Below are 20,489 nucleotides of genomic sequence, written 5' to 3'. Positions count from 1 at the left end.
ATGGCGTGCCGGGCGTACTAACCAAGAAGTCCACAGGAGGACACCAGTGGCGAAGGCGAAGTTCGAGCGGACTAAGCCGCACGTCAACATCGGCACCATTGGTCACATCGACCACGGTAAGACGACGCTGACGGCGGCCATCACCAAGGTCCTGCACGACAAGATGCCCGACCTCAACCCGTACACGCCGTTCGACGAGATCGACAAGGCGCCGGAGGAGAAGGCCCGCGGCATCACGATCTCGATCGCACACGTCGAGTACCAGACCGAGGCGCGGCACTACGCGCACGTTGACTGCCCCGGTCACGCCGACTACATCAAGAACATGATCACCGGTGCCGCGCAGATGGACGGCGCGATCCTGGTGGTGGCGGCGACCGACGGCCCGATGCCGCAGACCCGCGAGCACGTGCTGCTGGCCCGCCAGGTTGGCGTGCCGTACATCGTCGTGGCGCTGAACAAGAGCGACATGGTCGATGACGAGGAGCTCCTCGAGCTCGTCGAGCTGGAGGTTCGGGAGCTGCTCTCGAACCAGGAGTACCCGGGTGACGACCTGCCGGTCGTACGCGTTTCGGCGCTGAAGGCGCTCGAGGGCGACCCGGAGTGGACCGACAAGCTCATGGACCTGATGAGCGCGGTCGACACCTCGATCCCGCAGCCTGCTCGCGAGACCGACAAGCCGTTCCTGATGCCGGTCGAGGACGTGTTCACGATCACCGGTCGTGGCACCGTCGTCACCGGTCGGGTCGAGCGTGGCGTTCTCCTGCCGAACGAGGATGTCGAGCTCGTCGGTATCAAGGAGAAGAGCTTCAAGACCAAGGTCACCGCGATCGAGATGTTCCGCAAGACCCTGGAGGACGCTCGCGCAGGCGAGAACGTCGGCCTCCTGCTGCGCGGTACCAAGCGCGACGAGGTCGAGCGTGGCATGGTCGTGGTGAAGCCGGGGTCGAACACCCCGCACACCGAGTTCGAGGCGACCGTCTACATCCTCTCCAAGGAGGAGGGTGGACGGCACACCCCGTTCTTCCAGAACTACCGTCCGCAGTTCTACTTCCGTACCACGGACGTTACCGGCGTCGTCACGCTGCCCGAGGGCACCGAGATGGTCATGCCGGGCGACAACACGACGATGTCCGTCAAGCTCATCCAGCCCATCGCGATGGAGGACAACCTCAAGTTCGCGATTCGTGAGGGTGGCCGGACGGTCGGCGCCGGGTTCGTCACGAAGATCATTAAGTAAAAGGTAACCCCGATTAGGTGTGCCGTGCGGTAGTACGGCATACTAGTCAGGTTGCGTACCGACCGTTTGTTGGCGCGCGCCCGGGTCTCCTGGGTGAGTGTCGACGAAGAGTCGCGCGCAGGGTGGTTGACCGCCACAGTGGTCAACCACCCTCGCACGGCGTCCGCACCATGTTCTGCATGACGGACGCCTCGACCGACCCGCGAAGGTCAGATCGCCTCGGGTAACCCCGGGCGGAGTCTGATCCCGGAGCGCGACACGCCCGACCGCGGGGGTCGGCGAAGTGGGGCTCTACCAGGTGGTGAGCACCCGCAAGACAGCGGCATCGAGAGAAGGAACAGAAGCCACCATGGCGGGACAGAAGATCCGCATCCGGCTCAAGGCCTATGACCACGAGGTCGTCGACTCCTCGGCGCGGAAGATCGTGGAGACGGTGACGCGCACCGGGGCGCAGGTCGCGGGCCCGGTGCCGCTGCCCACGGAGATCAACCGTTTCTGCGTGATCCGTTCGCCGCACAAGTACAAGGACTCGCGCGAGCACTTCGAAATGCGCACGCACAAGCGTCTGATCGACATCATCGACCCGACCCCGAAGACGGTCGACTCGCTCATGCGCCTCGACCTGCCGGCTGGCGTCGACATCGAGATCAAGCTGTAGGGACCGGACTAATGGACAGGCAAGTTAAGGGCATCCTGGGCGCCAAGCTCGGCATGACCCAGGTCTGGGACAACAACCGCGTTGTCCCGGTGACCGTGGTGCAGGCCGGCCCGTGCGTCGTGAGCCAGGTCCGTACCACCGACAAGGACGGGTACTCCGCGATCCAGTTGGCGTACGGCGTAGTTGACCCGCGCAAGGTCAAGAAGCCGCGGGCCGGGCACTTCGCGAAGTCCGGTGTGGCCCCTCGGCGGCACATCGTCGAGCTGCGCACGGCCGACGCCTCGGAGTACGAGCTCGGTCAGGAGGTCACCGTCGACGCGTTCCCCAAGGGCGCCTCGATCGACGTGACCGGCCGGACCAAGGGCAAGGGCTTCGCCGGTGTGATGAAGCGGCACGGCTTCCACGGCCTGCGTGCCAGCCACGGTGTCGAGCGCAAGCACCGCTCGCCCGGCTCCATCGGCGCCTGCGCGACCCCCGGTCGCGTCTTCAAGGGCGTACGGATGGCCGGTCGGATGGGTGCGCGCCGCTTCACCGTGCAGAACCTGGTGATCCAGGCGGTCGACGCCGAGCAGAACCTGCTGCTCGTCCGCGGCGCCATCCCGGGCCCCAAGGGCGCCCTGGTGCTGGTGCGTTCCGCCGCCAAGGCGCAGGTGAAGAAGGGCGGTGTGGCGAAGTGACCTCCGTTGACGTGCGCACCGTCGAGGGTGGCAAGAGCGGCTCGGTCGAGCTGCCCGACAGCATCTTCGACGTGCAGGCGAACCTTTCGCTGATGCACCAGGTCGTGGTGGCCCAGCTGGCCGCGGCGCGCCAGGGCACGCACAAGGCGAAGACCCGCGGTGAGGTCGCCGGTGGCGGCAAGAAGCCGTACAAGCAGAAGGGCACCGGTCGCGCCCGCCAGGGCTCGATCCGTGCGCCGCAGTTCGCCGGTGGTGGCGTCGTCCACGGCCCGGTGCCGCGTGACTACAGCCAGCGGACCCCGAAGAAGATGAAGGCCGCCGCACTGCGCGGTGCCCTGTCGGACCGGGCGCGCGCGGGTCAGGTGCACGTGGTGGAGGCGTTCGTCGGTGGCGAGAAGCCGTCGACCAAGGCCGCCCTGGCCACGCTGACCAAGCTGACCGAGGCCAAGCGGGTCCTGGTCGTGCTGAGCCGGACCGACGAGATCAACTGGCTCTCGCTGCGCAACGAGCCGCGGGTGCACCTGATCGAGGCCGGCCAGCTCAACACGTACGACGTGCTGGTGGCCGATGACGTGATCTTCACCCGGGACGCGCTGGACGAGTTCCTGCGGGTTCCGGCGGCGGCGCAGGCCGCGGACGAGTCCGGAAGTGAGGGCGACGAGAAGTGAGCACGATCGCCGACCCGCGGGACATCATCGTCGCGCCGGTCGTCTCCGAGAAGAGCTACAGCGAGCTGAACCGTAACTGGTACACCTTCCTGGTGCACCCGGACGCGAACAAGACCGCGATCAAGATCGCTATCCAGCAGATCTTCGACGTGCGCGTCCTGACGGTCAACACGCTCAACCGCGAGGGCAAGCGCAAGCGGACCCGCAATGGGTTCGGCCAGCGCAAGGCCACGAAGCGCGCGATGGTGAAGCTGGCTGACGGCGACCGCATCGAGGCCTTCGGCGGCCCGGTCAGCTGAGGGGTGTAGACAATGGCAATCCGTAAATACAAGCCGACGACGCCTGGCCGACGTGGCTCCAGCGTCGCCGACTTCGCCGAGATCACCAGGTCGACTCCCGAGAAGTCGCTGCTGGCTCCGCTGCCGAAGAAGGGTGGGCGTAACGCCCACGGCCGGATCACCACCCGGCACCACGGTGGCGGCCACAAGCGGCAGTACCGGCTGATCGACTTCAAGCGGGTCGACAAGGACGGCGTGCCGGCCAAGGTCGCGCACATCGAGTACGACCCGAACCGGACCGCGCGCATCGCGCTGCTGCACTACGCCGACGGCGAGAAGCGGTACATCATCGCGCCGAAGGACCTGAAGCAGGGCGACCCGGTGGAGTCGGGCCCGACCGCCGACATCAAGCCGGGTAACAACCTGCCGCTGCGCAACATCCCGGTGGGTACCACCATCCACGGCGTGGAGCTGCGCCCGGGCGGCGGGGCCAAGCTGGCCCGCTCGGCCGGTGTCGGCATCCAGCTGCTGGGTCGCGAGGGTGCGTACGCCACGCTGCGTATGCCCTCCGGTGAAATCCGGCGGGTCGACGTGCGCTGCCGGGCGACCGTGGGCGAGATCGGCAACGCCGACCAGTCAAACATCAACTGGGGCAAGGCCGGCCGCATGCGGTGGAAGGGCAAGCGCCCGACCGTCCGTGGTGTCGCGATGAACCCGGTCGACCACCCGCACGGTGGTGGTGAGGGCAAGACGTCCGGTGGTCGTCACCCGGTGAACCCGCAGGGTAAGCCCGAGGGCCGCACCCGTCGTAAGGGCCAGCCGAGCGACCGGCTGATCGTCCGCCGCCGCTACGCGACCCGCAAGCGCGGCTAAGGGAGTTAGGTAGACATGCCTCGCAGCTTGAAGAAGGGCCCGTTCGTCGACGACCACCTGCTCAAGAAGGTGGAGACGCAGAACGACAAGGGCTCGAAGAACGTCATCAAGACGTGGTCCCGGCGTTCGATGATCATTCCGGACATGCTCGGACACACGATCGCCGTGCACGACGGGCGCAAGCACGTTCCGGTGTTCGTCACCGAGGCGATGGTCGGGCACAAGCTCGGCGAGTTTGCGCTGACCCGTACGTTCAAGGGTCACGAGAAGGACGACCGGAAGAGTCGCCGGCGCTGAGCCGGGCCACGGATAAAGGATCAAGGGGTTTCAGCGATGCCAGTTAAGGGCGACGCTCCGGTGCTTCCGGGCGCGCGGGCGGTTGCGCGGCACGTGGGCATCTCGGCGACGAAGGCTCGCCGGGTGGTCAACCTCGTCCGCGGCCTGCCCGCGAAGGAGGCGCTCACGGTGCTCCAGTTCGCGCCGCAGGCTGCGAGCGAGCAGGTCTACAAGGTGCTCGCGAGTGCGATCGCCAACGCCGAGAACAACGAGCGGCTGGACCCCGACGCGCTGCTCGTGAGCGAGGCGTACGTCGACGAGGGCCCGACGATGAAGCGGTTCCGGCCGCGGGCGCAGGGCCGGGCGTACCGGATCCGCAAGCGGACCAGCCACATCACGATCGTGGTCGAGGCGGTTGCGCCAGCCACGCCGAAGCGGGGCGGGGCGAAGAAGGCCGCACCGGCCAAGGTCGCGCCGGCCACCGAGGCCGCGGCTGCCGACACGCAGAGCAAGACGGAAGGTGCCGAGTAATGGGTCAGAAGGTTCACCCGATTGGGTTCCGGCTTGGCATCTCGACCGACTGGAAGTCCCGCTGGTTCGCGGACAAGCTCTACAAGGACTACATCGGCGAGGATGTCAAGATCCGCCGGATGATGTCCAAGGGCTTGGAGCGGGCTGGTATTTCCAAGGTCGACATCGAGCGCACCCGGGACCGGGTCCGGGTCGACATCCACACCGCACGGCCGGGCATCGTCATCGGCCGTAAGGGTGCGGAGGCCGACCGGATCCGTGGCGAGCTGGAGAAGCTGACCGGCAAGCAGGTGCAGCTGAACATCCTCGAGGTGAAGAACCCCGAGTCGGACGCGCAGCTCGTCGCACAGGCTGTGGCTGAGCAGCTGTCCAGCCGGGTCAGCTTCCGTCGGGCGATGCGTAAGTCGATGCAGTCGGCGATGAAGAACCCGATCGTCAAGGGAATCCGGGTGCAGGTCTCCGGCCGCCTCGGCGGCGCGGAGATGAGCCGCACCGAGTTCTACCGCGAGGGTCGGGTGCCGCTGCACACGCTGCGGGCCAACATCGAGTACGGCTTCTTCGAGGCGCGGACCACCTTCGGCCGGATCGGCGTGAAGGTGTGGATCTACAAGGGTGACGCCGTACCCGGTCGGGAAGCCCCGGCCGAGACCGGTCCGGCCCGTCCGCGTCGCGACCGTAGTGACCGGCCCGAGCGGCCGCGTCGTGGGCGGTCCGGTTCGTCCGGCACCACCGCCGGCGGCACCGAGGCTGGGCGTGCGGCGGCGGCGGAGTTCGCCGGCACCCCGGCCGAGGCCACGAACGACCAGGCCGCGCCGGCTAGCGCCGCGCCGGCCAATCCGGCTCCGGCCGGATCGGACAGCTCAGCGCAGGAGGGCTGACAGATGCTGATGCCGCGCAAGCCCCCGAAGGGCTTCCGCAAGCCGCACCACCCCGACCGCCATGGCGCGTCGAAGGGCGGCAACCGGGTGGTGTTCGGCGAGTTCGGAATCCAGGCGCTGGAGCCCGCGTACGTCACCAACCGGCAGATCGAGTCAGCGCGTATCGCGATGACCCGACACATCAAGCGTGGTGGCAAGGTCTGGATCACGGTCTTCCCGGACCAGGCCCTGACCAAGAAGCCCGCTGAGACCCGGATGGGTTCCGGTAAGGGCTCGCCCGAGTGGTGGGTCGCCAACGTCAAGCCGGGACGGGTGCTCTTCGAGATGTCCTTCCCCAACGAGCAGACCGCGCGAGAGGCTATGCGTCGCGCGATCCACAAGCTCCCGATGAAGTGCCGAATTGTGACACGCGAAGTGGGTGAAAGCTGATGGCCGCGGGCGTCAAGGCCGGCGAGCTGCGCGAGCTCTCCGAGGAGGAGCTGGTCGCGAAGCTGCGCGAGGCCAAAGCGGAGCTGTTCAACCTCCGTGTGCAGGCCGCGACCGGCCAGCTGGACAACAATCGCCGGCTGCAGGTCATCCGTCGGGAGATCGCCCGGATCTACACGATCATGCGTGAGCGCGAGCTGGGTCTCTCGGCCGCGCCGACTGAGGTGACTGCATCATGAGCGAGACGACCGCCCCGGAGGGGACCACCACCGCCCCGCGGGCCCAGCGCAAGGTGCGCGAGGGCCTCGTGGTCAGCGACAAGATGGACAAGACCGTCGTGGTCGAGGTTGAGGACCGGGTCAAGCACGCGCTGTACGGCAAGGTTCTGCGCCGTACGCGCAAGCTGAAGGTGCACGACGAGCAGAACGCGTGTGGCGTTGGCGACCGCGTACTGCTCATGGAGACCCGTCCGCTCTCCGCCACCAAGCGGTGGCGGGTCGTGGAGATCCTCGAAAAGGCCAAGTAGAGCCGGACGGGCTGCAGAGCAGACCGGACCAGCAAGCTCAGGGTTCCGCCAGGCTCAGACGGCATGAGTTTCCGGCTGGAAGGCACAAGCCGGAGACACCAGCCGTCTGAGAACCGGCAGACATAGGAGATAGACGTGATTCAGCAGGAGTCGCGACTGCGCGTCGCCGACAACACGGGTGCTCGGGAGATCCTGTGTATCCGGGTTCTCGGTGGCTCCGGTCGGCGCTACGCGAGTATCGGCGACGTCATCGTGGCCACGGTCAAGGACGCCATTCCCGGTGCTGGTGTGAAGAAGGGCGACGTCGTCAAGGCGGTCGTCGTCCGCACCGCCAAGGAGCGGCGGCGGCCGGACGGCTCGTACATCCGCTTCGACGAGAATGCCGCCGTCATCATCAAGGACGGTGGCGACCCGCGCGGTACCCGCATCTTCGGCCCGGTGGGCCGGGAGCTGCGGGACAAGCGGTTCATGAAGATCATCTCTCTCGCGCCGGAGGTGTTGTGACCGTGAAGGTCAAGAAGGGCGACACGGTCGTCGTCATCGCCGGCAAGGACAAGGGTGCCAAGGGCAAGGTCATCGCGGCCTACCCGCGGCAGGACAAGGTCCTGGTCGAGGGCGTGAACCGGGTCAAGAAGCACACCCGCATCAGCACCACTCAGCGTGGCGCCAAGACCGGTGGCATCGTCACCCAGGAGGCTCCGATCCACGTGTCGAACGTGCAGCTCCTGGACTCCGACGGCAACCCGACCCGGGTCGGGTTCCGGATCGACGACAGTGGCCAGAAGGTCCGCGTCGCGCGTAGCACCGGTAAGGACCTGTGATGAGCACGGCTACCGAAACCAAGACCATGCCGCGCCTCAAGGAGCGGTACCGCAACGAGATCGCGGCCGCCCTGCGCGAGCAGTTCGGTTACCAGAACCCGATGCAGGTGCCGGGTCTGGTCAAGATCGTCGTCAACATGGGTGTCGGCGAGGCTGCTCGCGACGCCAAGCTGATCGACGGCGCGGTTCGCGACCTGGCCACCATCACCGGCCAGAAGCCGCAGGTGCGGCGGGCGACCAAGTCCATCGCGCAGTTCAAGCTGCGCGAGGGGATGCCGATCGGCGCGAAGGTGACCCTCCGGGGTGACCGGATGTGGGAGTTCCTGGACCGGCTGCTCTCCATCGCGCTGCCGCGTATCCGTGACTTCCGGGGTCTCGACGGGCGCAAGCTCGACGGCCACGGCAACTACACCTTCGGTCTGACCGAGCAGTCGGTGTTCCACGAGATCGACCAGGACCGGATCGACCGGCAGCGGGGCATGGACATCACGGTGGTCACCACGGCCACGAAGGACGACGAGGGTCGGGCGCTGCTGAAGCACCTGGGCTTCCCGTTCCGTGAAGACCCGAGCAAGGAGAACTGAGATGGCGAAGAAGGCGCTTATCATCAAAGCGGCCGCGAAGCCGAAGTTCTCGGTTCGCGCCTACACCCGCTGCCAGCGGTGTGGTCGTCCGAAGGCGGTCTACCGCAAGTTCGGGCTCTGCCGCGTGTGCATCCGGGAGATGGCCCACCGCGGCGAGCTGCCCGGTGTCTCCAAGGCATCCTGGTAAAGGCCCAGCAGCGTCCTGACCGTTGGTCGGGGCGAGGATCGCAACGCCGTAGGCCCCGGGCCGTGTGCCCCGGGAACCGCGGTGAGAAAGGCTGACAAACACCAATGACTATGACTGACCCGATCGCAGACATGCTCACGCGTCTGCGTAACGCCAACCAGGCGTACCACGACCGGGTGACGATGCCCTACTCGAAGATCAAGGCGAACATCGCCGAGGTCCTCAAGACCGAGGGTTACATCGCCACCTGGTCGGTCGAGGAGCCCGAAGAGGGCGCCGTCGGCAAGCGACTGGTCGTCGAGCTGAAGTACGGCCAGAGCCGCGAGCGGAGCCTGGCGGGCATCAAGCGCGTCTCCAAGCCCGGTCTCCGGGTGTACGCCAAGTCGGACGGGCTCCCGCGGGTGCTCGGCGGGCTGGGCGTGGCGATCATTTCGACGTCCCAGGGCCTGCTCACCGACCGGCAGGCTCGCAAGCGGAGCGTTGGCGGGGAAGTCCTCGCCTTCGTCTGGTAACGGGAGACAGGTAGAAATGTCGCGTATTGGACGTAAGTTGATCCCGGTTCCCGCCGGTGTCGACGTCACGATCACCGGGCCCACCGTCAAGGTCAAGGGCCCCAAGGGCGAGCTCTCGCACACCCTCGCCGAGCCGATCGCCGCGGAGCGGGCCGAGGACGGCCAGCTGGAGGTGACCCGTCCCAACGACGAGCGTCGCGCCAAGGAGCTGCACGGCCTGAGCCGTACCCTCGTGGCGAACATGATCGTCGGGGTCACCGAGGGCTACCGCAAGACGCTGGAGATCGCCGGCACCGGTTACCGGGTCACCGCCAAGGGCAAGGACCTCGAGTTCGCACTCGGGTTCTCGCACCCGGTGCTTGTTCCGGCGCCGGACGGGATCACCTTCACCGTCGAACGGCCGACGCTGTTCCACGTGGCCGGCATCGACAAGCAGCAGGTCGGTGAGGTCGCCGCCAAGATCCGGAAGATCCGGCCGCCGGAGCCCTACAAGGGCAAGGGCGTGAAGTACCAGGGCGAGGTCATCCGCCGCAAGGCTGGAAAGGCAGGTAAGAAGTGAGCGCCACGCTGCTCAAGCGCCGTCGCGGCGTTGCCGCCAAGCGCGCCGTTGGGCGGGCGCGGCGACACTTCCGGGTCCGCAAGAACGTCAGCGGTACCGCCGACCGTCCCCGGTTGGTCGTCACCCGCTCGCTGCGGAACATCACGGCCCAGGTGGTCGACGACACCAAGGGGCACACCCTGGCGTCGGCGTCGAGCCTGGACACGTCGCTCCGTGGCGGCGAGGGCGACAAGAGCGCCCTGGCCGGCAAGGTCGGCGCACTGCTGGCCGAGCGGGCCAAGGCCGCCGGCATCTCCAAGGTCGTCTTCGACCGCGGTGGCAACCGGTACGCGGGGCGGATCGCCGCGCTTGCCGACGCCGCCCGCGAAGCCGGGCTCGAGTTCTGACGGGCGTCTGATGCGCGTCGGACGAGGATCGCAAGTTAGTAACCCCGTCACGAGAGATAAGGAAGGCCGCTGATGCCAGGTCAACAGCGCCGTGGCGGCGGGTCCGGTGGCAACGAGGGTGGTCGCCGCGACAACCGCCGTGAGGGCGGCCGCGGAAACGCGCCCGTCGAGAAGACGCCGCACATCGAGCGGGTCGTCGCGATCAACCGTGTCGCCAAGGTTGTCAAGGGTGGTCGTCGCTTCAGCTTCACCGCTCTGGTGATCGTGGGCGACGGCGACGGCACCGTCGGTGTGGGCTACGGAAAGGCCAAGGAGGTGCCCGCGGCCATCGCCAAGGGCGTCGAGGAGGCCAAGAAGCACTTCTTCAAGGTGCCGCGGATCGCCGCGTCGATCCCGCACCCGGTGCAGGGCGAGGACGCCGCTGGCGTCGTCCTGCTCAAGCCGGCCAGCGCCGGTACGGGTGTCATCGCGGGTGGACCGGTGCGTGCCGTGCTGGAGTGCGCCGGGATCCACGACGTGCTCTCCAAGAGCCTCGGATCGTCGAACCCGATCAACATCGTGCACGCCACCGTCGCGGCCCTGAAGGGGCTGGAGTCGCCGGAGGCGGTTGCCAAGCGTCGCGGTCTGCCGGTGGAGGATGTCGCGCCGGCCGCCATGCTGGCGGCGCGGGCGGGGGTGACTCGCTGATGGCACGGCTCAAGGTCACCCAGCTCCGATCCGACATCGGGACCAAGCACAACCAGCGGCAGTCCCTGCGGTCGCTCGGTCTCAAGCGGATCAATGACGTGGTGGTCAAGGAGGACCGCCCCGAGATTCGGGGCATGATCTTCACCGTGAGCCACCTGGTGAAGGTCGAGGAGGTCGAGTAATGACGATCAAGGTCCATCACCTGCGCCCGGCGCCCGGTGCCAAGACCGCCAAGACCCGCGTGGGTCGTGGTGAAGGCTCCAAGGGCAAGACCGCCGGTCGGGGCACCAAGGGCTCCAAGGCCCGCAAGAACATCTCGGCGGCGTTCGAGGGTGGGCAGATGCCCATCCACATGCGCCTGCCGAAGCTGAAGGGCTTCAAGAACCACTTCCGGGTCGAGTTCCAGGTCGTGAACCTGGACCGGATCGCGGAGTTGTTCCCCAAGGGCGGCCAGATCGGTCCGGCCGAGCTCGTCGAGGCAGGTGCGGTCCGCAAGGGCCAGCCGGTCAAGGTGCTCGGTGCAGGCGATCTCGGTGGCGTGACGATCCAGGTGTCGGCGCACGCGTTCAGTGCGTCGGCCAAGGAGAAGATCGCGGCTGCTGGCGGCTCGACCACCGAGCTGTAGGACGTAACGCGGTCGTGACGCCCGTCAGTTGTTTTCAACTGACGGGCGCCACGGTCTACTAAGGGGCCGTGCCCCTCGTTAACATCGGACCCGGTGTATGTTCATGGGCACACCTGCCCGGATCACCGCTGGGCTGTTAGAGTCCGATCCCAGCACTGGTATCGGGCTACCGCTCGACGACCACCCTAAGCCGCGCCGGACCACCGGCGGCCCGCCTCGCGCAGGAGGATGAAGTTGCTCTCCGCCTTTTTCAGTGCGTTTCGTACGCCTGACCTGCGCAAAAAGCTGCTGTTCACAGTAGCTATCATCGGTGTTTACCGACTCGGTGCGACGCTGCCCAGCCCGGGTGTGTCCTTCGGCAACGTGCAGAAGTGCCTGGACACGATCCAGACCGACGGCGTGCTGTCGCTGCTGAACCTCTTCTCCGGCGGCGCGCTGCTGTCGCTGTCGGTCTTCGCGCTGGGCATCATGCCCTACATCACGGCCTCGATCATCCTGCAGCTGCTCACCGTGGTCATTCCGCGGTTGGAGCAGCTCCGCAAGGAGGGTCAGTCCGGCCAGGCGAAGATCACCCAGTACACGCGCTACCTGACGCTCGGCCTTGGCGTCCTCCAGGCGTCGGCGTTCGTGGCGCTCGCCCGCTCCGGGCAGCTGTTCAACAACCAGTGCGACCAGTTCCCGATCGTCCCGGAGAACACCGGGCTGCCGATGTGGCTCACCTTGAGCGTGCTGGTCATCACGATGACCGCCGGTACCGGTGTGGTCATGTGGCTCGGCGAGCTGATCACCGACCGGGGCGTCGGCAACGGCATGTCCGTGCTGATCTTCACCTCGATCGCGGCCCGGCTGCCCGGTGAGGGCTGGTCCATCAAGACCTCCAAGGGCTGGGACATGTTCCTCCTGGTCATCCTGTTGGTCCTGGTGGTCATCACGCTGGTGGTCTTCATCGAGCAGGCGCAGCGCCGGATCCCGGTCCAGTACGCCAAGCGGATGATCGGCCGGCGGATGTACGGCGGAACCTCGACCTACATCCCGCTGAAGGTCAACCAGGCGGGTGTGATCCCGGTCATCTTCGCCTCGTCGCTGCTCTACCTGCCGCAGCTGGCGTTGCAGTTCTTCGACCAGACCAACCCCGGCGACGTACAGGCCTGGATCCAGAACAACCTGGTCAGCCCGAGCAGCCCGACGCACATCATCGCGTACTTCCTGCTGATCATCTTCTTCACGTACTTCTACGTCTCGATCACGTTCAACCCGACCGAGGTCGCGGACAACATGAAGAAGTACGGCGGCTTCGTACCGGGTATCCGCCCGGGTAAGCCGACCGCCGACTACCTGGACTTCATCCTCAGCCGGATCACCCTTCCCGGTGCGTTCTACCTGGGCGCGATCTCGATCCTGCCGAACTTCTTCTTCATCTGGCTGGACAACCAGCAGTACCAGAACTTCCCGTTCGGTGGTACTGCGGTGCTCATCATGGTCGGCGTCGGTCTGGAGACCGTGAAGCAGATCGAGAGCCAACTGATGCAGCGGAACTACGAAGGGTTCCTGCGCTAGATGCGACTCGTTCTGGTTGGTCCCCCTGGGGCGGGCAAGGGGACCCAGGCCGAGTTCATCGCCGCCCAGCTGGCCGTGCCCAAGATCTCGACGGGTGACATCTTCCGCGCCAACGTCACCCAGGGCACGCCGCTGGGGGTCGAGGCCAAGCGCTACATGGACGCCGGCAAGCTGGTGCCCGACGAGGTGACCATCAACATGGTGCGCGGCCGGCTGGCCGAGCCGGACGCCTCCGAGGGCTTCCTGCTCGACGGCTTCCCGCGTACCACCCCGCAGGCGGCCGCCCTGGACAAGCTCCTGGCGGACCTGGGCACCGCACTCGACCTGGTGATGGAACTGGTCGTGGACGACGACGAGGTGATCCGCCGGCTCTCCGGCCGGCGGACCTGTCGGGGCTGCGGCAAGATCTGGCACATCGAGTTCGACGCGCCGACCCACGAGGGCATCTGCGACCGCTGCGGGGCCGAACTGTTCCAGCGCGACGACGACAAGGCCGAGACGATCGCCGAGCGGCTCCGCGAGTACGCGGAGAAGACCGCACCGCTGGTCGACTACTACGGTGCCCAGGGCAAGCTGGTGGGCATCGACGCCACCGGACCGGTGGAGGACGTGACCGTCCGCGCTATCGATGCGCTCCGGTCGTACGGGGGATAGGGTCGGGTAACGGTGTGGGGTGGGGCCCCGCGGCGTGTGGGTTGGGCCCCGTGCCCCGCTCTGGGCGGTCAGGCTTGATCCCGACGCGGGGCACGGCGGGGCCCAACCCCGGTGCCCGTGGAGCGGCTTCGGGGAGTCTGCGGCACGGCACCCGATCGGTGAATAGTGCGGGCGTCTAGGGCGTTCCCCTGGCCTGTGAGCGAAAGGTAGAGCCGGCATGCGCCGTCACCAGCTGGATATCCAGCTGAAGACCCCGGAGCAGATCGACAAGATGCGGTCGGCCGGACTGGTCGTCGCGGCGGCGTTGGCTCGCATGCGCGAGGCGGTCGCACCCGGAGTCTCCACAGCTGATCTCGACGCGATCGCGGAGTCAGTCATCCGGGACGCCGGCGCCATCCCGTCCTTCAAGGGCTACCACGGCTTCCCGGCATCGATCTGCTCGTCGGTGAACGAGCAGGTGGTGCACGCCATCCCCGCCGCCGACCAGGTGCTGCGGGACGGCGATCTGATCTCCATCGACTGCGGTGCGGTGCTCGACGGTTGGCATGGCGACTCGGCGATCACCGTCGGGGTGGGCGAGGTCAGGCCGGAGTTGCTCCGGATGGCCGAGGTCGCCGAGGACGCGATGTGGGCCGGGATCGCCGCCGCCGCGCGGGGCTCGGCCAATGGCCGGGGCCGGCTCACCGACATCTCGGCGGCGGTGGAGATCGCGGTACGCAAGGGCGGGCGGTACGGCATCGTCGACGGGTACGGCGGACACGGCATCGGCACCGAGATGCACCAGGACCCGCACGTGCTCAACCACGGGCGGCCGGGCCGCGGCCCTCGGCTGGTGCCGGGCATGGCCCTGGCGATCGAACCGATGATCACGATCGGCTCGCCCCGTACGGCGGAACTCGACGACGGCTGGACCGTGGTGACCCGCGACGGCTCGGTGGCGGCCCACGTCGAACACTCGATGGCCCTGCTGCCGGACGGGGTGTGGGTGCTGACCGCCGCCGACGGCGGACGGGCCCGCCTCGGTGACCTCGTCACCGCGCGGCAGCCGGCCACCTCGGATTCGGTCTAGGCGCTGGTTCGCGCTCGCCAGGGTGGCGAGGCGGTGGCATCCTCGTACCCATGGAGCGCCGGGGCGAGATGCGGGCGGCTGACGCCGATCGGCAACTGGTCGCCGAGCGGCTCCGGCTCGCGGTCGACGAGGGCCGGCTCGACCTCTACGAATACGACGACCGGCTGCGGGCGGCCTACGCCGCGAAGACGTACGCCGAACTGGACGACCTGCCGGAGCCCGTGCCCGCGCAGCAGGCCGAAGTGGTGCGGCAGGACGGGGCTCTGGTGCCCGATCCGGACGGCCGTTACCCGGGGGCGACCCGACGGTGGTTGGCCGAGAACTGGGCGCCCTACTTCTCCGTCGTGACGATCACCGTCGCGGGCTGGGCGGTCTTCTCGCTGATGGCCTGGGAGCTGCTCTACTTCTGGCCGATCTGGGTGGCGGGGCCCTGGGGAGCGGTGCTGTTGGCGAGCACGGTCAGTGGGCTGGCGCAGGGTAAACCGCAGCGGGTGGCCGCGCAGCGGGCCCGGAAGAAGGCGGCGAAGCGGGCGCGTAGAGAACAGTTGGCGGAGGGTCCGGAACCGGAGCCCGGCCCCGCGAGCCTGCCGCCGCCGGGCGAGCGGGAGGGCTGGCAACTCGGAGGCAAGGCCGACTAATATCGGGTGGTTCGTCCCATCCGCCACACCGGGGGTACCTCGGTTTGGCGTCGATCCGTGGGCGAGCGTACACTGGCTGATCGGCGCACAGCGTCCACTCCGGCATGCCCACCCTGCGCTTCGGTGGGAGTCGGAGCCGCGGCTGGTCCGGTTGGCTGATCTTGACGAACAGGCATCCGGGTAAGGCGTTGTGAGCCGTCCGGAATTACCGACGTCAGGACAGCGGAGGACATGCCGAAAAAAGACGGAGCCATCGAGATTGAGGGCCGGGTCATTGAGCCGCTCCCGAACGCAATGTTCCGGGTCGAGCTTGCCAACGGCCACAAGGTGCTGGCTCACATCAGCGGCAAGATGCGGCAGCACTACATCCGCATCCTGCCCGAGGACCGGGTTGTCGTCGAGCTTTCGCCGTACGACCTGACCCGCGGGCGCATCGTCTACCGCTACAAGTGAATCCGGGTTCGGATTCAGCCATCTGACGGCGGCCGGAATGTCCGTGTCCGTCCTCGAAGTCCGGCGCCGTGTCCACGTCGCTGGGCCTTATGGGAAGTAAGGCAAACCCGTGAAGGTCAAGCCGAGCGTCAAGCGGATCTGCAACAAGTGCCGGGTTATCCGCCGGCACGGCCGGGTCATGGTCATCTGCAGCGACCCGCGCCACAAGCAGCGCCAGGGCTGATCCGCCTCGGCCGGCACTAGACCGGCCGGTGTCGGGCAGCCTCGTCGCCGATCCGTAAGCGCAAGAGGATCCAGTACCACAACAGAAGCTCGTCCCAGCCACGAGCGCGCGTGCACAGCAGGCGATGCACTCGTGGCTGACCCCCGGTCGGAGGCCGGGGCCCACCGGGGCAGGTGGGATGGGTCGGGCCAGAGACCTCCGCGAAACACCACGAGGAGCACGCCCGCGCATGGCACGTCTAGCCGGCGTCGACCTCCCCCGCGACAAGCGGATGGAGATCGCGCTCACTTACATTTTCGGGGTCGGTCGGACCCGGGCCGTTCAAACGCTCGCTGCCACCGGGATCTCCCCGGACAAGCGCGCCAAGGACCTCACGGACGAGGAGCTGGTCCAGCTCCGCGACCACATCGAGGCCAACTTCAAGGTTGAGGGTGACCTGCGCCGCGAGGTCGCCGCTGATATCCGCCGCAAGGTCGAGATCGGCTGCTACGAGGGCATCCGGCACCGCCGTGGTCTGCCCGTCCGTGGTCAGCGGACCCGTACCAACGCACGGACCCGCAAGGGCCCGAAGCGGACCGTGGCAGGCAAGAAGAAGGCCGGCCGGAAGTAGTAACCGGATTCCGGTCCCGCTCGCAGGAGCGCGGACCTGATTTCCCGATACCGGAATCCTGGTACAGCTCGATAGAGCCTGGCCGGACTTCCCACACTAGGAGCGCACAGACTTATGCCACCGAAGGCTCGCGCCGGGGCCGCCGTCAAGAAGGTCCGGCGCAAGGAACGCAAGAACGTCGCCCACGGGCAGGCGCACATCAAGAGCACCTTCAACAACACCATCGTGTCCATCACGGACCCGACCGGTGCGGTCATCTCCTGGGCCTCGGCCGGCCAGGTTGGCTTCAAGGGCTCCCGCAAGTCGACTCCGTTCGCCGCTCAGCTGGCCGCCGAGGCCGCCGCGCGTCGGGCGATGGAGCACGGCATGCGCAAGGTCGACGTGTTCGTCAAGGGCCCCGGCTCCGGCCGGGAGACCGCTATCCGTTCGCTGCAGGCCGTCGGGCTGGAGGTCGGGCAGATTTCCGACGTCACCCCGCAGCCGCACAACGGGTGCCGTCCGCCGAAGCGTCGTCGGGTCTGAGAGGTAGAGAGAGATGGCTCGTTACACCGGTGCTGACTGCCGCCGTTGCCGGCGGGAGAAGATGAAGCTGTTCCTCAAGGGCAGCAAGTGCGATGGACCGAAGTGCCCGTTCGAGTCCCGGCCGTTCCCGCCCGGACAGCACGGCCGGGGTCGGACCAAGGAGACCGAGTACCTGCTCCAGCTTCGTGAGAAGCAGAAGGCCCGTCGTGTCTACGGCGTGCTGGAGAAGCAGTTCCGCGGGTACTACGAGGAGGCCGTGGCGAAGCAGGCGAAGACCGGTGAGGTCCTCCTGCAGATCCTCGAGTCGCGGCTGGACAACGTGGTCTACCGGGCTGGCTACGCCCAGTCCCGGGACATGGCCCGCCAGCTGGTCAAGCACGGTCACTTCATCGTGAACGGCAAGAAGGTCGACATCCCGTCGTACCGCATCAAGGAACACGACATCGTCGAGGTGCGGGCGAAGTCCAAGGAGATGACCCCGTTCGTCGTCGCCCAGGCGCAGGCCGGTTCCCGGACCGTGCCGGCGTGGCTGGAGGCGATCCCCAGCCAGATGAAGATCCTGGTGCACACGCTCCCGGCCCGGCAGGTCATCGACACGCAGGTCCAGGAGCAGTTGATCGTCGAGCTCTACTCCAAGTAGGCCGAAAACCGCTCGGAACGATCCGGGGTTGGCCGTACGGCACAGCGTTGTCGTGGTCAACCCCGGAGTCGCCCCCCGAACGGTCGCCAGCTAGCTGGCATGGCAACACAGACGGGCGTCAAATGGTGGGCGCCCCGAACCAAGGAGAACAGAAGTGCTCATTACCCAGCGGCCGACCCTCTCCGAGGAGTCGATCAGCGAGACCCGGTCCCGGTTCACCATCGAGCCGCTCGAGCCGGGCTTCGGTTACACCCTGGGCAACTCGCTCCGGCGTACGCTGCTGTCGTCCATCCCGGGCGCGGCCGTGACGTCGATCAAGATTGACGGCGTGCTGCACGAGTTCACCACGATCCCCGGTGTCAAGGAGGACGTGGTCGAGCTGGTCATGAACGTCAAGGAGCTCTGCGTCAGCTCCGACCACGACGAGCCGGTCAGCATGTACCTGCGCAAGCAGGGCCCCGGCGACGTCACCGCCGCGGACATCCAGCCGCCGGCCGGGGTGTCGGTGCACACCGGCGACCTCAAGCTCGCCACCCTGAACGGCAAGGGCCGGCTCGACATGGAGCTGACCGTCGAGCGGGGTCGCGGGTACGTCACCGCCGCGCAGAACAAGCAGTCCGGCGCCGAGATCGGCCGGATCCCGGTCGACTCGATCTACTCGCCGGTGCTGAAGGTGACCTACCGGGTCGAGGCGACTCGTGTCGAGCAGCGTACGGACTTCGACCGTCTGATCATCGACGTCGAGACCAAGGCGTCGATCGGCCCGCGTACCGCACTGGCGTCGGCCGGTTCCACCCTGGTCGAGCTCTTCGGCCTGGCGCGGGAGCTGGACGAGACGGCGGAGGGCATCGACATCGGCCCGTCGCCGCAGGACGCGCAGCTCGCGGCCGACCTGGCGCTGCCGATCGAGGAGCTCGACCTGACCGTCCGCTCCTACAACTGCCTCAAGCGCGAGGGCATCAACTCCGTTGGTGAGCTCATCGGGCGTACCGAGGCAGACCTCCTCGACATCCGGAATTTCGGTCAGAAGTCGATCGACGAGGTCAAGATGAAGCTCGCCGGGATGGGCCTGGGGCTGAAGGACTCGGCTCCCAACTTCGACCCGGCGCACGTCGTGGACACCTTTGGCGAGGGCGACTACGACACCGACGACTACCGCGAGACCGAGCAGCTTTGATTTTCGGCTAGCTGGAGATCAGCTGCCCACTATTGAGGAGCACCAAGCATGCCCACGCCCACCAAGGGTCCCCGCCTCGGCGGCAGCCCCGCGCACGAGCGGCTGATGCTGGCCAACCTGGCCACCGCGCTGTTCCAGCACGGCAAGATCAAGACGACCGAGACCAAGGCCAAGCGGCTGCGGCCCCTGGCGGAGCAGCTCATCACCAAGGCCAAGCGCGGCGACCTGGCCAGCCGCCGCAAGGTGCTGGGCACGGTGAAGGACAAGGACGTCGTCTACACCCTGTTCGACCAGATCGCGCCCCGGTACGCCAACCGCCCGGGTGGCTACACCCGGATCGTGAAGACCGGGCCGCGCAAGGGCGACAACGCGCCCATGGCGATCATCGAGCTGGTCGAGGAACTGGTCGTCGCACCCGCGCCGACCGGCACCGCGCAGAAGACCGCCGCCCGCAAGGCGGCGCAGCAGGACAAGGTCGAGGCGCTCGCCCCCGCGGACGAGACCGAGACCCGTCCGGCGGACGCTGACGCGGACCAGGACGCCGAGGCGCCGGAGTCGGTGTCGGGCGACACGGCGGCTGCCCGCGAGGACACCGACGAGGCTGACAACAGCAAGTCCTGACCTCGGGCAACGTCGGGCCCGGCACCCTCGCGGGGGTGCCGGGCCCGTGCATTTTCCGGGTACGGCAGGTTCAGGGGGTACGGCAGTGGACGGTTACACCCGGGTACGCCTCGACGTCGCGTACGACGGCACCGACTTCTCCGGATGGGCGGCCCAGCCGGGGCGCCGTACGGTCGCCGGTGTGCTGACCGAGGTGCTGGCCAGGGTGCTCGGCGCCGACTCGGTGACCGGGCTGACCGTGGCCGGCCGTACCGATGCGGGGGTGCACGCCACCGGTCAGGTCTGCCACGTCGACCTGGCCGATGCCGCCTGGGCACCGGTCACCGACTCGCTGCTGCGCCGGCTGGCCGGACTCCTGCCGGGTGATGTCCGGGTACGGGCTATCACCGAGATGCCGGACGACTTCGACGCCCGTTTCTCGGCGACCTTCCGGCGCTACGAGTACCGGGTGACCGACGCGCCGTACGGGGTGGAGCCGTTGCGGCGGCACGAGATCCTGGCCTGGCCGCGTGCCCTGCAGTTGGACGCGTTGGTCGGTGCGGCGGCTGGACTGGTCGGCGAGCACGACTTCGCCGCGTACTGCCGGCGCAAGGAGCACGCGACCACCCTGCGCGAGGTGACCCGGCTGGACTGGCGTCGGGATCCGGACGGGATCCTGGTGGCGACCGTCCAGGCGGACGCGTTCTGCCAGTCGATGGTGCGCAGTCTGGTCGGGGCGATGCTGGTCGCGGGCGACGGACGGCGGCCGGTCGAGTGGCCGGCGGGTCTGCTCAGCCGGCGGGAACGGTCGAGTGAGGTGACCGTCGCGCCGGCCCACGGGCTGACCCTGGTCGAGGTCGGTTACCCCGCCGACCCGGCCGAGTACGCCGACCGCGCGCTGCGTACCCGCCGGCTGCGGCTGCCCGCGGAGGCCTGAGCACCACTGCCCGGTGC

At 67.7% G+C, this 20,489-nt stretch carries 34 protein-coding genes; all 34 read left to right on the top strand.

Annotated features, from left to right (window positions below):
- Nucleotides 1-46: 46 nt before the first annotated feature.
- The 34 genes from tuf to truA all read left to right on the top strand — a co-directional run bounded on the left by tuf (nucleotide 47) and on the right by truA (nucleotide 20,472).
- Nucleotides 47-1,240, top strand: a complete 1,194-nt coding sequence (gene tuf / locus AB0J90_RS22840) for an elongation factor Tu (RefSeq protein WP_326561097.1) — start codon at nucleotides 47-49, stop codon at nucleotides 1,238-1,240.
- Nucleotides 1,241-1,589: 349 nt separating this feature from the next.
- Nucleotides 1,590-1,898, top strand: a complete 309-nt coding sequence (gene rpsJ / locus AB0J90_RS22835) for a 30S ribosomal protein S10 (protein ID WP_007073037.1) — start codon at nucleotides 1,590-1,592, stop codon at nucleotides 1,896-1,898.
- Nucleotides 1,899-1,909: 11 nt separating this feature from the next.
- A complete protein-coding gene (gene rplC, locus AB0J90_RS22830) occupies nucleotides 1,910-2,575 on the top strand; it encodes a 50S ribosomal protein L3 (RefSeq protein WP_363598847.1) in 666 nt (221 codons plus the stop codon).
- A complete protein-coding gene (gene rplD / locus AB0J90_RS22825) occupies nucleotides 2,572-3,243 on the top strand; it encodes a 50S ribosomal protein L4 (protein WP_363598845.1) in 672 nt (223 codons plus the stop codon). Before rplC ends, rplD begins: the two co-directional genes overlap by 4 nt.
- Nucleotides 3,240-3,542 (top strand): 50S ribosomal protein L23, encoded by a 303-nt coding sequence (gene rplW, locus AB0J90_RS22820; protein WP_121158405.1) that lies wholly within the window; start codon nucleotides 3,240-3,242, stop codon nucleotides 3,540-3,542. Before rplD ends, rplW begins: the two co-directional genes overlap by 4 nt.
- Before the next feature lie 12 nt (nucleotides 3,543-3,554).
- Entirely contained in the window at nucleotides 3,555-4,394 is an 840-nt protein-coding gene (gene rplB, locus AB0J90_RS22815) for a 50S ribosomal protein L2 (protein WP_363598843.1), read from the top strand.
- A gap of 15 nt (nucleotides 4,395-4,409) precedes the next feature.
- A complete protein-coding gene (gene rpsS, locus AB0J90_RS22810) occupies nucleotides 4,410-4,691 on the top strand; it encodes a 30S ribosomal protein S19 (protein WP_363598842.1) in 282 nt (93 codons plus the stop codon).
- 36 nt (nucleotides 4,692-4,727) lie between these two features.
- A complete protein-coding gene (gene rplV / locus AB0J90_RS22805) occupies nucleotides 4,728-5,201 on the top strand; it encodes a 50S ribosomal protein L22 (RefSeq protein WP_363598840.1) in 474 nt (157 codons plus the stop codon).
- The gene (gene rpsC / locus AB0J90_RS22800; protein ID WP_326561091.1) at nucleotides 5,201-6,079 is read left to right on the top strand and encodes a 30S ribosomal protein S3; all 879 of its coding nucleotides are present in this window, start codon (nucleotides 5,201-5,203) and stop codon (nucleotides 6,077-6,079) included. The genes rplV and rpsC overlap by 1 nt, the downstream gene beginning before the upstream one ends.
- A gap of 3 nt (nucleotides 6,080-6,082) precedes the next feature.
- Nucleotides 6,083-6,508 (top strand): 50S ribosomal protein L16, encoded by a 426-nt coding sequence (rplP, locus tag AB0J90_RS22795; protein WP_121158410.1) that lies wholly within the window; start codon nucleotides 6,083-6,085, stop codon nucleotides 6,506-6,508.
- Nucleotides 6,508-6,744 (top strand): 50S ribosomal protein L29, encoded by a 237-nt coding sequence (gene rpmC / locus AB0J90_RS22790; protein WP_326561090.1) that lies wholly within the window; start codon nucleotides 6,508-6,510, stop codon nucleotides 6,742-6,744. Before rplP ends, rpmC begins: the two co-directional genes overlap by 1 nt.
- Entirely contained in the window at nucleotides 6,741-7,031 is a 291-nt protein-coding gene (rpsQ, locus tag AB0J90_RS22785; protein ID WP_363598838.1) for a 30S ribosomal protein S17, read from the top strand. Before rpmC ends, rpsQ begins: the two co-directional genes overlap by 4 nt.
- A gap of 135 nt (nucleotides 7,032-7,166) precedes the next feature.
- Nucleotides 7,167-7,535 (top strand): 50S ribosomal protein L14, encoded by a 369-nt coding sequence (gene rplN, locus AB0J90_RS22780; protein WP_007465279.1) that lies wholly within the window; start codon nucleotides 7,167-7,169, stop codon nucleotides 7,533-7,535.
- Nucleotides 7,532-7,852 (top strand): 50S ribosomal protein L24, encoded by a 321-nt coding sequence (gene rplX, locus AB0J90_RS22775; RefSeq protein WP_363598836.1) that lies wholly within the window; start codon nucleotides 7,532-7,534, stop codon nucleotides 7,850-7,852. Before rplN ends, rplX begins: the two co-directional genes overlap by 4 nt.
- Nucleotides 7,852-8,436 carry a 50S ribosomal protein L5 gene (gene rplE / locus AB0J90_RS22770; protein WP_363598834.1) on the top strand — a complete coding sequence of 195 codons (585 nt, stop codon included), beginning with the start codon at nucleotides 7,852-7,854 and terminating at the stop codon, nucleotides 8,434-8,436. The genes rplX and rplE overlap by 1 nt, the downstream gene beginning before the upstream one ends.
- 1 nt (nucleotide 8,437) lies before the next feature.
- Nucleotides 8,438-8,623 (top strand): type Z 30S ribosomal protein S14, encoded by a 186-nt coding sequence (locus AB0J90_RS22765; protein WP_007465272.1) that lies wholly within the window; start codon nucleotides 8,438-8,440, stop codon nucleotides 8,621-8,623.
- Between the two features lie 104 nt (nucleotides 8,624-8,727).
- A complete protein-coding gene (gene rpsH, locus AB0J90_RS22760; RefSeq protein WP_161685893.1) occupies nucleotides 8,728-9,135 on the top strand; it encodes a 30S ribosomal protein S8 in 408 nt (135 codons plus the stop codon).
- A gap of 16 nt (nucleotides 9,136-9,151) precedes the next feature.
- The gene (gene rplF / locus AB0J90_RS22755) at nucleotides 9,152-9,694 is read left to right on the top strand and encodes a 50S ribosomal protein L6 (protein WP_326561085.1); all 543 of its coding nucleotides are present in this window, start codon (nucleotides 9,152-9,154) and stop codon (nucleotides 9,692-9,694) included.
- A gap of 8 nt (nucleotides 9,695-9,702) precedes the next feature.
- Complete coding sequence (gene rplR, locus AB0J90_RS22750; RefSeq protein WP_363598928.1) at nucleotides 9,703-10,080, top strand: 50S ribosomal protein L18; 378 nt, start codon at nucleotides 9,703-9,705, stop codon at nucleotides 10,078-10,080.
- Nucleotides 10,081-10,152: 72 nt separating this feature from the next.
- The gene (gene rpsE / locus AB0J90_RS22745) at nucleotides 10,153-10,767 is read left to right on the top strand and encodes a 30S ribosomal protein S5 (RefSeq protein WP_121158417.1); all 615 of its coding nucleotides are present in this window, start codon (nucleotides 10,153-10,155) and stop codon (nucleotides 10,765-10,767) included.
- The gene (gene rpmD / locus AB0J90_RS22740; RefSeq protein ID WP_363598832.1) at nucleotides 10,767-10,949 is read left to right on the top strand and encodes a 50S ribosomal protein L30; all 183 of its coding nucleotides are present in this window, start codon (nucleotides 10,767-10,769) and stop codon (nucleotides 10,947-10,949) included. The genes rpsE and rpmD overlap by 1 nt, the downstream gene beginning before the upstream one ends.
- Nucleotides 10,949-11,392 carry a 50S ribosomal protein L15 gene (rplO, locus tag AB0J90_RS22735; RefSeq protein WP_326561082.1) on the top strand — a complete coding sequence of 148 codons (444 nt, stop codon included), beginning with the start codon at nucleotides 10,949-10,951 and terminating at the stop codon, nucleotides 11,390-11,392. Before rpmD ends, rplO begins: the two co-directional genes overlap by 1 nt.
- A gap of 234 nt (nucleotides 11,393-11,626) precedes the next feature.
- Nucleotides 11,627-12,949, top strand: a complete 1,323-nt coding sequence (secY, locus tag AB0J90_RS22730; RefSeq protein ID WP_363598926.1) for a preprotein translocase subunit SecY — start codon at nucleotides 11,627-11,629, stop codon at nucleotides 12,947-12,949.
- Complete coding sequence (locus AB0J90_RS22725; RefSeq protein ID WP_363598830.1) at nucleotides 12,950-13,603, top strand: adenylate kinase; 654 nt, start codon at nucleotides 12,950-12,952, stop codon at nucleotides 13,601-13,603. It abuts the gene before it with no gap.
- Nucleotides 13,604-13,820: 217 nt separating this feature from the next.
- The gene (gene map / locus AB0J90_RS22720; RefSeq protein ID WP_363598828.1) at nucleotides 13,821-14,672 is read left to right on the top strand and encodes a type I methionyl aminopeptidase; all 852 of its coding nucleotides are present in this window, start codon (nucleotides 13,821-13,823) and stop codon (nucleotides 14,670-14,672) included.
- A gap of 50 nt (nucleotides 14,673-14,722) precedes the next feature.
- Nucleotides 14,723-15,310, top strand: coding sequence for a DUF1707 domain-containing protein (locus tag AB0J90_RS22715; RefSeq protein ID WP_363598826.1), 588 nt, complete (start codon nucleotides 14,723-14,725; stop codon nucleotides 15,308-15,310).
- A 231-nt stretch (nucleotides 15,311-15,541) separates the two neighbouring features.
- On the top strand, nucleotides 15,542-15,763 hold the full coding sequence (gene infA, locus AB0J90_RS22710) for a translation initiation factor IF-1 (RefSeq protein ID WP_007073013.1): 222 nt from the start codon (nucleotides 15,542-15,544) through the stop codon (nucleotides 15,761-15,763).
- Between the two features lie 109 nt (nucleotides 15,764-15,872).
- Complete coding sequence (gene rpmJ / locus AB0J90_RS22705; protein WP_043965539.1) at nucleotides 15,873-15,986, top strand: 50S ribosomal protein L36; 114 nt, start codon at nucleotides 15,873-15,875, stop codon at nucleotides 15,984-15,986.
- 229 nt (nucleotides 15,987-16,215) lie between these two features.
- Nucleotides 16,216-16,596, top strand: coding sequence for a 30S ribosomal protein S13 (gene rpsM, locus AB0J90_RS22700; RefSeq protein ID WP_326561078.1), 381 nt, complete (start codon nucleotides 16,216-16,218; stop codon nucleotides 16,594-16,596).
- 114 nt (nucleotides 16,597-16,710) lie between these two features.
- A complete protein-coding gene (gene rpsK, locus AB0J90_RS22695) occupies nucleotides 16,711-17,118 on the top strand; it encodes a 30S ribosomal protein S11 (protein WP_007073011.1) in 408 nt (135 codons plus the stop codon).
- A 13-nt stretch (nucleotides 17,119-17,131) separates the two neighbouring features.
- Entirely contained in the window at nucleotides 17,132-17,758 is a 627-nt protein-coding gene (gene rpsD / locus AB0J90_RS22690) for a 30S ribosomal protein S4 (protein ID WP_329107160.1), read from the top strand.
- Nucleotides 17,759-17,912: 154 nt separating this feature from the next.
- Nucleotides 17,913-18,935, top strand: coding sequence for a DNA-directed RNA polymerase subunit alpha (locus tag AB0J90_RS22685; protein ID WP_121158425.1), 1,023 nt, complete (start codon nucleotides 17,913-17,915; stop codon nucleotides 18,933-18,935).
- Between the two features lie 48 nt (nucleotides 18,936-18,983).
- Entirely contained in the window at nucleotides 18,984-19,556 is a 573-nt protein-coding gene (gene rplQ / locus AB0J90_RS22680; protein ID WP_363598824.1) for a 50S ribosomal protein L17, read from the top strand.
- 85 nt (nucleotides 19,557-19,641) lie between these two features.
- Nucleotides 19,642-20,472 carry a tRNA pseudouridine(38-40) synthase TruA gene (gene truA / locus AB0J90_RS22675; protein WP_363598822.1) on the top strand — a complete coding sequence of 277 codons (831 nt, stop codon included), beginning with the start codon at nucleotides 19,642-19,644 and terminating at the stop codon, nucleotides 20,470-20,472.
- The last annotated feature ends 17 nt before the right edge of the window (nucleotides 20,473-20,489 follow it).

It is taken from the genome of Micromonospora sp. NPDC049523 (assembly GCF_040676775.1).
In the GTDB taxonomy this organism is placed as follows: domain Bacteria; phylum Actinomycetota; class Actinomycetes; order Mycobacteriales; family Micromonosporaceae; genus Micromonospora_G.
Note: the sequence above shows the minus strand (reverse complement) of the source record. Positions and strands in the feature narration are given on the sequence as shown.

Bases quoted from the DNA above. Each gene is read 5' to 3' on its own strand.
- rpsJ (WP_007073037.1), top strand. From the start codon at position 1,590: ATGGCGGGACAGAAGATCCGCATCCGGCTCAAGGCCTATGACCACGAG.
- rplC (WP_363598847.1), top strand. From the start codon at position 1,910: ATGGACAGGCAAGTTAAGGGCATCCTGGGCGCCAAGCTCGGCATGACC.
- rplB (WP_363598843.1), top strand. From the start codon at position 3,555: ATGGCAATCCGTAAATACAAGCCGACGACGCCTGGCCGACGTGGCTCC.
- rpsS (WP_363598842.1), top strand. From the start codon at position 4,410: ATGCCTCGCAGCTTGAAGAAGGGCCCGTTCGTCGACGACCACCTGCTC.
- rplV (WP_363598840.1), top strand. From the start codon at position 4,728: ATGCCAGTTAAGGGCGACGCTCCGGTGCTTCCGGGCGCGCGGGCGGTT.
- rpsC (WP_326561091.1), top strand. From the start codon at position 5,201: ATGGGTCAGAAGGTTCACCCGATTGGGTTCCGGCTTGGCATCTCGACC.
- rplP (WP_121158410.1), top strand. From the start codon at position 6,083: ATGCTGATGCCGCGCAAGCCCCCGAAGGGCTTCCGCAAGCCGCACCAC.
- rpmC (WP_326561090.1), top strand. From the start codon at position 6,508: ATGGCCGCGGGCGTCAAGGCCGGCGAGCTGCGCGAGCTCTCCGAGGAG.
- rpsQ (WP_363598838.1), top strand. From the start codon at position 6,741: ATGAGCGAGACGACCGCCCCGGAGGGGACCACCACCGCCCCGCGGGCC.
- rplE (WP_363598834.1), top strand. From the start codon at position 7,852: ATGAGCACGGCTACCGAAACCAAGACCATGCCGCGCCTCAAGGAGCGG.
- AB0J90_RS22765 (WP_007465272.1), top strand. From the start codon at position 8,438: ATGGCGAAGAAGGCGCTTATCATCAAAGCGGCCGCGAAGCCGAAGTTC.
- rpsH (WP_161685893.1), top strand. From the start codon at position 8,728: ATGACTATGACTGACCCGATCGCAGACATGCTCACGCGTCTGCGTAAC.
- rplF (WP_326561085.1), top strand. From the start codon at position 9,152: ATGTCGCGTATTGGACGTAAGTTGATCCCGGTTCCCGCCGGTGTCGAC.
- rpsE (WP_121158417.1), top strand. From the start codon at position 10,153: ATGCCAGGTCAACAGCGCCGTGGCGGCGGGTCCGGTGGCAACGAGGGT.
- rpmD (WP_363598832.1), top strand. From the start codon at position 10,767: ATGGCACGGCTCAAGGTCACCCAGCTCCGATCCGACATCGGGACCAAG.
- rplO (WP_326561082.1), top strand. From the start codon at position 10,949: ATGACGATCAAGGTCCATCACCTGCGCCCGGCGCCCGGTGCCAAGACC.
- AB0J90_RS22725 (WP_363598830.1), top strand. From the start codon at position 12,950: ATGCGACTCGTTCTGGTTGGTCCCCCTGGGGCGGGCAAGGGGACCCAG.
- map (WP_363598828.1), top strand. From the start codon at position 13,821: ATGCGCCGTCACCAGCTGGATATCCAGCTGAAGACCCCGGAGCAGATC.
- AB0J90_RS22715 (WP_363598826.1), top strand. From the start codon at position 14,723: ATGGAGCGCCGGGGCGAGATGCGGGCGGCTGACGCCGATCGGCAACTG.
- infA (WP_007073013.1), top strand. From the start codon at position 15,542: ATGCCGAAAAAAGACGGAGCCATCGAGATTGAGGGCCGGGTCATTGAG.
- rpsM (WP_326561078.1), top strand. From the start codon at position 16,216: ATGGCACGTCTAGCCGGCGTCGACCTCCCCCGCGACAAGCGGATGGAG.
- rpsK (WP_007073011.1), top strand. From the start codon at position 16,711: ATGCCACCGAAGGCTCGCGCCGGGGCCGCCGTCAAGAAGGTCCGGCGC.
- rpsD (WP_329107160.1), top strand. From the start codon at position 17,132: ATGGCTCGTTACACCGGTGCTGACTGCCGCCGTTGCCGGCGGGAGAAG.
- rplQ (WP_363598824.1), top strand. From the start codon at position 18,984: ATGCCCACGCCCACCAAGGGTCCCCGCCTCGGCGGCAGCCCCGCGCAC.